8 protein-coding genes are annotated in these 9,424 nt (G+C 46.8%); 2 read left to right on the top strand and 6 right to left on the bottom strand.

Annotated features, from left to right (window positions below):
• Both WCO51_05620 and WCO51_05615 read right to left on the bottom strand, forming a co-directional pair.
• Positions 1-634: DUF6298 domain-containing protein (locus tag WCO51_05620; protein MEI6512739.1), on the bottom strand; the 634-nt coding region annotated here is incomplete at its 3' end.
• Between the two features lie 178 nt (positions 635-812).
• Positions 813-1,421 carry a hypothetical protein gene (locus WCO51_05615; protein ID MEI6512738.1) on the bottom strand — a complete coding sequence of 203 codons (609 nt, stop codon included), beginning with the start codon at positions 1,419-1,421 and terminating at the stop codon, positions 813-815.
• 680 nt (positions 1,422-2,101) lie between these two features.
• Between WCO51_05615 and recG the strand changes: the two genes are divergently transcribed.
• Complete coding sequence (recG, locus tag WCO51_05610) at positions 2,102-4,204, top strand: ATP-dependent DNA helicase RecG (GenBank protein MEI6512737.1); 2,103 nt, start codon at positions 2,102-2,104, stop codon at positions 4,202-4,204.
• Positions 4,205-4,252: 48 nt separating this feature from the next.
• On the top strand, positions 4,253-4,465 hold the full coding sequence (locus tag WCO51_05605; protein MEI6512736.1) for a hypothetical protein: 213 nt from the start codon (positions 4,253-4,255) through the stop codon (positions 4,463-4,465).
• 16 nt (positions 4,466-4,481) lie between these two features.
• On the opposite strand, the gene WCO51_05600 is transcribed toward WCO51_05605, so the two are convergent.
• The 4 genes from WCO51_05600 to WCO51_05585 form a co-directional block, all read right to left on the bottom strand.
• A complete protein-coding gene (locus WCO51_05600; protein ID MEI6512735.1) occupies positions 4,482-6,215 on the bottom strand; it encodes a DUF4127 family protein in 1,734 nt (577 codons plus the stop codon).
• 168 nt (positions 6,216-6,383) lie between these two features.
• Positions 6,384-7,925, bottom strand: coding sequence for a 2-isopropylmalate synthase (locus WCO51_05595; GenBank protein ID MEI6512734.1), 1,542 nt, complete (start codon positions 7,923-7,925; stop codon positions 6,384-6,386).
• A 247-nt stretch (positions 7,926-8,172) separates the two neighbouring features.
• Positions 8,173-8,424 carry a ferredoxin family protein gene (locus tag WCO51_05590; protein MEI6512733.1) on the bottom strand — a complete coding sequence of 84 codons (252 nt, stop codon included), beginning with the start codon at positions 8,422-8,424 and terminating at the stop codon, positions 8,173-8,175.
• A 140-nt stretch (positions 8,425-8,564) separates the two neighbouring features.
• On the bottom strand, positions 8,565-9,424 hold an 860-nt coding region (locus WCO51_05585; GenBank protein MEI6512732.1), incomplete at its 5' end, for a saccharopine dehydrogenase.

Raw genomic sequence — 9,424 nt, 5'->3', positions numbered from 1 at the left:
GACCATCCCAATAGGGTTCATTGCATATCTCGTAATACAAATTGTCGTGGCCGTTTAACGTTTGGATAATCTTCCTGACCATGATGTCCTGGTACTGCTGTAACATCACATATTTCAACGTGAAAATTTCGGTCGGCAAGATTTCTCCCATAATATTGACGTTGTTGTCCGGGTGGAAGGGCGAAATCTTCCAGAACGCACCCGAGTCGATGGTGGAGTAGTGCGGGCAGAACAAATTGATTTCGATCACAATCCCGCGCTCGTCCGCCAATTGACAGAAATCCTGCAGCCGGGTGAAGAACACATCGTCCCAAGTGTTCAAGTCAAACTTGTTGCCGCCATCGGCAGCTCCAGTGACCTGGCACCGTCCGAAGGGGCAAAGAAACCGGCGGGGATCGGGTCCTAAAGGATTTCCAGGCCACCATTCATCAGGTCGTTCACGATAGACGCCCACGAACAGGCGCGTGTGGTTGAAGCGCTCGTTGTGCAGCGTATCGAGATACAGGCGGTAGTTGAAGTCCGGATTTAGCACGGCAGCGTAGTGTTCGCCAGAGGTAATCAACACCGTTGGCTTTCCCCTGAACAGAACATAGTGGGGATTGGCCGGATGAAGCGAAATTGCCTGTTGGTTCATGATTGACTCCTGTCGCGGTAAATTTCACAAAGTTAGTGAAGTAGCGAAACCTCACTCGCTCTACTAGATACTACAATGACAACAGCTTCTCCTCTTTGAGAATCAGTTCTGCGATGTGATGCTGCCACTCTTTTTTCCATCCGAGAGCAACAAATTTGAATAATTTGGATTAACTATACTATTCTTTTTGATCAAGCCACCACCACCAATGCGTACGAGGGTGATACCACTCTCTGTCTTCTGGAGGAGCGGTGGTTGCTGGTTCGACTTTCCATAGTTCAAAACCTTTGCGTCGTAATATAACATCACTCTTGTGAACTAGTTTTACTAATTCAGAATCAGGCATGAGCTTCGGATGAAGTAACTCTGGTGCATTCATATGGGCCTGGATATAATCTCGATTATTTAATGCATACCAGAATTCTCCTGTTAATCCAGCCTTGATCGCACTAACCCATGTTGCAGGGAAGTAATATTCTACAGCATCTCTAAATTCATTTTGAAGTAGCTCTTTGACTCTTGCAAAATTTAACTCAACACTTTTAATCGCAGAAATGTGCAGTACTTCAAGACTCTCGATCTCCTTATTCATTTTATAATTAAATTGCTCGCCTAAATGAATTAAGTACGAAACATCTTGAATGTTGATAAGTAATTCCGTCAGCCCTCCATGCCGCCTACGTTTATATACCAAAGTATCCAGACTCTCAATGAATAATAAACGCTTCTCAATCGCTGAAAACAAGCCTTCGATTGATAAAAGTCTACTCTTCCTTAGTTCATCCATATGTGATTATCCACCGCATTTCCCCCCTTTTTTCAGGAGTTCTTCAACCGCCTTTAATACTTTGTCCAGATTCTGAATTGTCCTTTCAGTTGGATTATCAAGCCATCTTTTAGCTGCTTCAAAGCTGCTGAATTTAAATCCATTCTGAACTTCACTGCCAACGATGATTACATATTTATTATGACTTAGTTTAGCGATCTTATAAAACAGGGCTTTCCGCTCAATATGCGATCCTCTATGCTTTGAAAGTCGGCAACAGCGGGGGCGAAATCTTGAGAAAAAAGCTCAGGCCCCGGACGATTGCCCGGGGCCTTTCTCATGGAGGTCATGGCACTACAAAATGTCTGTGAACGGGTCATTTATAATCATGCAAATTCCTGCGGAAATCAGAATTGCCATCGCAATCGTTTCAGCAGTCACCGCACTCAACTCATCGCTCCTCCTCATTCTGTTTAAAATTCTTCGTAACTGAAAGAGTTGTACCATGATAATCTTCAAGAGATTTAGTTATAAATACTTAAGAAATAATAAATAGGCACGAATGCTGATAGAATGATTACCTTCAGTAAAATAACGATAGTAATGTTACCGACAGAAGGAATACTGGCTTGAGGAATTGCTTGACACCCCTGGGACGCAAAGCTTATAATTGAACTTACAGCAAGCAATATTAACTTGACATCCAAAGCAAGAGGGAAAATACCCAAGAGATGCGGCAAAGTCCCGACGAAATTGAAATCCAATACGTTAAAGGTGTCGGCCCGCGTCGTGCGGAGACATTCGCTAAACTCGGCGTCAATAACCTTGCCGACCTTCTTTATCACCTCCCAAGACGTTACGAAGACCGAACCCATTTCGAAAACATTTCCAAGCTCCAACCTGGAATCCCTGTCACCCTAAAGGGCCGTATCGTCGCAGTCGATATGGCGCCAACTAAATCGAGAATGGATATTGTCAAAGCCCATCTCGACGATGGCACCGGGATTATCGAACTTGTTTGGTTCAATCAGCGATGGATGAAGGCACGTCTCCTTCATAAAGAGAAAGAATTCATCGTCTATGGCGTTCCACAGGAATCAGGATGGGGGCTACAGATTGTCAGCCCTGAATGGGAAGAGCTTGAAAAAGACGGGGATGCATTAAGCGCAAACCGAATTGTGCCGATCTACCCTCTAACCGAAGGTCTATCTCAGAAGGTCGTACGCCAGATCATGTGGGGTGCGCTGGAGGCTTATTTGGGCTTGTTTAGTGATTGCCTCCCGGAAGAATTGCGGCGAAAATATCGCCTCGGTCCGCTTAAGAAATGCTTGCGTCAGGTTCATTACCCCGATCGTATTGAAAACATCGAAATCGCTCGCCAAAGGCTGATTTTTGAAGAGTTTTTACTTCTCCAACTCAGCCTTGCAATGAAACGGGCGGATGTGGAAATCCAGCCTGGGATTGCGTTCGATATTAATGATGACCTTGTTAATCGAGTTCAAGAACACCTCCCCTTTACCCTGACCAACGCTCAGGTGCGGGTTATTCAGGAAATTATCGCCGATATGCGCAAGCCTAATCCGATGAGTCGTCTTCTTCAGGGGGATGTCGGATCGGGGAAGACAATTGTTGCGGCAAGCGCAATCGCGGCGGCCGTTTACAGCGGCTATCAGGCGGCACTTATGGTCCCGACCGAACTGCTTGCCGAACAGCATTATCGAGCTATTTCAAGCGTGCTTGAACGGTTATCTATCCAACCTGAGTTATTAATCGGCCGCATGACCGCTAAGCAGAAAGTCGCTGTAAAAAAGCGAATTGCTGATGGCGAATCTTGGGTAGTCGTCGGAACTCAAGCGCTTATTCAAGAGAATGTCGAATTCAAAAAGCTCGGGTTGGTCGTGATCGATGAGCAACATCGATTCGGTGTGATGCAAAGAGCTTCTCTGATGCAAAAAGGGATCAACCCGGATGTGCTCGTTATGACCGCTACGCCTATCCCTCGAACCCTTGCGATGACGCTTTATGGCGACCTTGATGTGTCGATTATCGATGAACTACCTGTGGGGCGAAAACCCATCAAAACGAAATGGAAGAAGCCGGAAGACCGCTCCTCAGTCTATTTGGGAATTCGCACAATTGTGGAGGAAGGCAGGCAGGTCTATCTAGTTTGTCCCTTAATCACCGAATCCGAAAAGCTTCAAGCCAAAGCGGCGCAAGAAATGGCCGAGCATCTTCAGAAGGACATATTCCCCGACTTGCGAATAGGCTTGCTCCACGGTTCGCTTAAAGCAGATGAGCGAAATGATGTGATGGACCGATTCCGCGCAGGGGATGTCGATATACTTGTAGCGACGACCGTTATCGAAGTGGGGGTGGATGTTGCGAACGCCACGGCGATGGTGATAGAGGACGCCCACCGCTTTGGCTTAGCCCAGCTTCATCAGCTTCGAGGACGTGTCGGCCGCAGTGATCAGCAGTCATATTGCATTTTGGTAGCCGACCCTCGAAATGATGGCGCAGTCCATCGTATGACGACGATGGTTAAGACCACAAACGGCTTCGAAATCGCCGAAGAAGATCTCTTGATACGCGGACCTGGGGAAGTCTACGGAACCAAGCAAAGCGGTATCCCTGCTTTCAAAGTTGCCGATTTAATCAAAGACCATCGTCTCCTGGAAGAAGCCCGAAAAGAGGCCTTCGAAATAGTAAACCAAGACCGCACCCTCTCCACCCCGGAACACCAACCCCTAAAAGCCCAACTAGAACACCAACACGACCGAGTCTCTGTTGCCACGATAAGTTAAGGGAACGAAGTTACATAGGCGAAAGGCAATCTCCTCCATAAGCTGTTTTTGCCCTCCGGAGGGCAGGGCAAGCCCTGCCCCTACATTCAAAGAGAAGAGAAAGCTTCGGCATCAGAGCGAAGCGCCGATACCGAAGCATCGAGTTTGGGTTCAGGGAGGAGTTTCTTCCTTCTCTTATTTGAGGGAGAAGAGGGCGTGGTGATGAAGGAAATTCGGAAGATATGCAAAAACAACAAAGGCGCCAATGATGGCGCCTTTTGATTTACTGAAACTCTATTTAAAGCCGAGCGCTTGCGTTTGATTGAGCGCCCTTTGGTTGATTATTGGCACGAACGTTGGTGTTGAAGTTAAGATCGACATGCACTTCATAAGCACGAGGCCAGGGAAGTTCGACTTGCCAGTCGATTGACTGTATGGTGAATGTATAGTCTTGGTTCCCTGAATGTAATTCGAAGCGGCGGCCTCGAAACATGGTCTCGCTAAAAGTGCGGATAATCCCGTTCATCTGTTCCTGAACGTAGGCATTTGCCTGAGGCAAACAGGCAGGGTCCATCTCATCAACCGGTTGATGAAGAACGGTACTAATATAATTGTAAACTTTTGGTCGAACGATAGTGTGGTAGCCATAATCCGATACATATCGGTGCATCAGAAATTCTCGTTGAGCCTTTTCGCAGCGCCCCATTCGATCGGTATCATCAAAAAGAACTCGCTTTGCCATCAGGTAGAGATTAGCCTGAGGAATAGTCGTTCCCAAAGTGTTGCCGGGAGTATTCCATCCTGCATAAGCAATCACACGATGACCGACATTGCTGTTCATCAGCGACTTGATGAGCTTTGTATCACCGCCACCGGAATACTGTGAGAAATTCAAGTCGGCGATAGCTACCTCTTTGCCGGATCGCACATCTTTAATGAGGTTTTCCGTGAACTTTTTGAACTCTGCCTCAGTACGCATCGGGGTGTTGACATAAAGGCAATAGTCAGCATCGCTCGAATTCGAGACAATCTGTGCTCCTGCAGCTATTGCGTGATATTCAACAGTTTTAGCAACTGGTCGATTTTCAAAAGGTCCCGGCAAGTTTCTACCGGCCTCTGAAGTGTAAAACACCGCTATCTTGGGAGTGATGCCCAATTTAGCGAGGATTGCTCTCGAAGTTAGTACATTAGCAGCTTCGTCGATTCCTTCCATCAGCAAAGCTTTATTTTCAATATTAGCCTTTTTGAACTTCTCTAACACGAGCCGTTGGTCTTGATGATGAGGCCCATATGGCTGTGCGTCGTCTTGACATAGGAGAAGATAATCAATAATTCCTTCCTTTGCCAATTGGACAGTGTATTGGTTCACTTCAAGGTTGCGGCTGCGAGTCCGGAAATAGCTATTAATAGTTTCTGGGGTGAGTCTTTTTCTTAAGGCTTCCGCTTTGGCGATAAATTTAGGATCTTGAGTCTCCCGTGCTCTTTCAATATACTGAACGTAATACGATAGATCGTCTCGAAAGGCTCGTGTTCGTTTTTCTGAGGTTGGAGCAACTCTCATAACGCTGCTGAAAAGATAGATTGGAAGATCGGGATACTTCTTACGGATATCACGAAGCACATCCAAGCGATGCTTTGCCCATTCGACGGAAGTTGTTGGTACTCGTGAAGCAATGAGTCCGCCATAAGCCAGCATATCAGCAGAGACGATCAGCCCATCAACATGACTGAAATCCGTATTCATCAGCCAATTATGTATCTTGGAAGCATCCGCTGGTTTTGTGAAATGACCGAGCGCATCAGCAGGCGGCAAGAGCATACGGCAATCAGCGATACCACCTATCATCTGCACAAATTGAGTGCTCGCTGGTCGGTCATCAAGTGGAATTAAAGCCAAAGTTGCGACAATACTCTTATCATAACCCGTAGCTCGGCTGATAAATGAGCCTGCCGGGGAAAGACATACAAAAGCCACTCCGGTACCGATAAGGCACAAAGCGGCAAAAGTTATAATTTTAATTTTGTTACTCACCTTTCACCATTTGGCTTTAGGCTAGACCTTTTGTAGTTTAGCAAAGCCAAAGCTAGCATACCCGAAACATCCCCAGAATGACTACCAAACGAAGGCCCTATTAGGTTCAAAATTCTAATTTGGTCAATAAATTATTGAAAAATTTCATCTCAAGAATTAAATGGCCTTTTAGGGTGATTCCAACTTCACTTGTAATCCTGATGTTTGCATACAAACCCTGTTTAGAACGCTCAAATACGCATAAGCGCTCGCAACGACAATATCAGTATGGATGCCGTGTCCACTAAAGATATCTTTGCCATAACGAACGCGAACATTCACCTCTGCTACAGCATCAATGCCTGCTGTGACCGAGTTCAGCCCATACTCAAGCAATTCAATATTGAGGCCGGAAATTTTATTGATTGCCGTGTAAGTCGCATCCACTGAACCAATTCCTGTTGCGGTCTCGGTAACAAGCGTGCCGTCTGCCTTCTTGAGTTGAATGGCCGCAACCGGAACAGTCGGTTGACCGGAAGTAACATTGATTAACACCAATTCATATGCCTTTATTACTGAAAGCCCTTGGTCGGTGGCGATGGCTTCTAAGTCTTGCTCGTAGACCTGTTTCTTTCGATCAGCAATTTCGAGGTACTTGTGGTAGACCTCTTCGAACTCTTCTTTCGTAAAGGTATAGCCAAGCTGGGCAAATGAATGGCGAACCCCATGGCGGCCGCTTCGAGCGGTGAGTACCATTTTAGTTTCTACCAACCCAACCGATCGGGGGTCCATTATCTCATAGGTCGAACGTTCTTTCAGCATGCCATCTTGATGAATACCGGAGGAATGAGCAAAGGCATTTGAACCTACAATTGCCTTGTTAGGCTGGACGACCATTCCAGAAAGGTGGCTGACGAGGCGGCTAGAACGGATGATTTCTTCAGTCTTAATGTGGGTATCACAGGTGAAAGAATCCCTGCGGGTCCGCAACGCCATGACCACTTCTTCCAAGCTAGTGTTGCCGGCGCGTTCGCCAATCCCATTTACGGTCACTTCCACTTGACGAGCGCCATTATGTACTCCCGATAGACAATTAGCGGTTGCCATCCCTAAATCGTTATGGCAATGGACACTAATGATGGCTTTGTCCACATTCGGCACGTTAGCAAAGATGCCGGCGATGAGTTCGCCATATTCCTTCGGAAGACTGTAACCGGTTGTGTCAGGAATATTGATTACCGTAGCGCCCGCCTTGATGACGGCTTCTATTACTCGATAAACATATTCGGGATCTGCGCGACCGGAATCTTCGAGATAATATTCGATATCGGAAACATATTTGCGCGCATGCTTAACGGCGGCAACCCCTGTTTCCAACGCTTCATCAGGGGTCATGCGGAGTTTATGTTTCAAGTGGAAATCAGATACTCCAAGCCCTGTATGAATTCGCGGCGCTTCCGCATCCTTAATCGCTTCAGCGGCCACATCGATATCTTTTGAATTTGCACGGGAAAGTCCGCAGATTCCTACGCCTTTAAGTTCACGCGCCAATGCTTGGCAGGAATTAAAATCTCCTGGGGAGCTTACAGGAAAACCGGCTTCGATAATATCAACCCCCAGCTTAATAAGCTGCCGCCCGATTTCCAATTTCTCATGAACATTTAGCGTCACCCCCGGGCTTTGCTCGCCATCCCGAAGTGTCGTATCAAACACATAAACTCGATTACCCATAAGTTCCAACCTCGATTCGTACGTAATGCATATTACGTATTACGGAATATCACAATACTTCAGCAGCAGAGAAAAGCGCCGCTGCCGAAGCGACCCTCTTTTCGGATGTAGGGGCAGAACAAGCCATGCCCCTATCACCCAACAACTTCAGTAAGAATACCCTTTGCAAATAATAAACCCCCTTCTCAATTGAAAAGGGGATTATTTAGAATATACAATTCGAGATAATAGGAATGCCTTAGGCGGCCTACTTGGCGGCGGCTAGGGCGCGTCCTTTCTCAGCGTTTTCCTGAATAAATGCACGCCATTCGGCGGGCACATCCGTGTCGACGAAAATCGCCGTTACGGGGCATTCAGGCTCACAAAGACCGCAATCGATGCACTCATCTGGATTGATATAGAGCATCTTATCGTCCTCGTAGATACAATCTACGGGGCAGACGGCGACGCAGGCTTTATCTTTGACATTGATACAAGGTTCGCAAATTACGTAAGGCATTAGGTTCAACTCCTAAGAAAAACTTTTATACGAAAGCGGCAAGGAAAGGTACACACTCCCGCCAACGCACACTAAGAATACCACTGAGCACACGGAATTTTGCCACTTTATCGGCTGAAACACAAAAAAAGGTTTTTATTCTAAATTTCCTCAAAGCGCATTCCCATTTTAGCCATGTCATCTTTAGCGCGGATTGGATCGATTAGATGCCCCATCATCCAAAGCCCAGGTTTGTTGGCAGATCCATCGAGATATTGAAGGAGACACGCGACAGTGGCGATAGCGGTTGCCTCATAGCCATCTTCATGGGAGGCAAGCAGGTTGAGGGTTTGACCTTCAGCACTCTCGGCTTCCAACTTAATGCCGATGCCATAGGGGGGCTTGGCAAAGGTTCGACAGCCCCATAAGAGCATTTTTGCGCTCATCCGAGTTCCTAACCCCTTATTAATTTTCCCCAAAATCATGCCCAAAGGGAAAACGAGGTAATCCACAAACCAGTTAAACCCTGCAAGATAGATTCCAACTTCTGTTAGGCCAAGCTCCTGAGGCAGTCTCTTAATCTCTGCGGATTCTCCCGGGATGCACATCCGCTTACCGAAGACACCAAAATCAACCGTTTTTGACTGTTTATAGCCAGCCTTTTGCCACTTACCTTCTTTATAGAGGTAGCCCTGATAATCGTTCATATCTTTCAGCAGCTCAGTTGTTGAGCTTACTGAACCGAGGTGCTTTGTGCTGATAACCATCGCAATCATGACTTTGCGTAGATTCGTGAATTTTGCAGCGGCATAGCGAATAAGCGTTGCTGGCGCTCCGGGGTGTATGCCGGCTTCGGTAATAAAGCATCGACTGGCTTCCTTAATCTTAGGTTCGAGGGCTTGAAGCTCCATCAGGCGTTTTGGGGAATAGATAATATCCATATAATCACAGCCCGCCTTCAGCGCCGCTTGAGCCACTTGTCCGGCATACTGAGCCGTTGCCGAACAAACCAATACCATCC

Source organism: bacterium, from assembly GCA_037131655.1.
Taxonomy (GTDB): domain Bacteria; phylum Armatimonadota; class Fimbriimonadia; order Fimbriimonadales; family JBAXQP01; genus JBAXQP01.
Note: the sequence above shows the minus strand (reverse complement) of the source record. Positions and strands in the feature narration are given on the sequence as shown.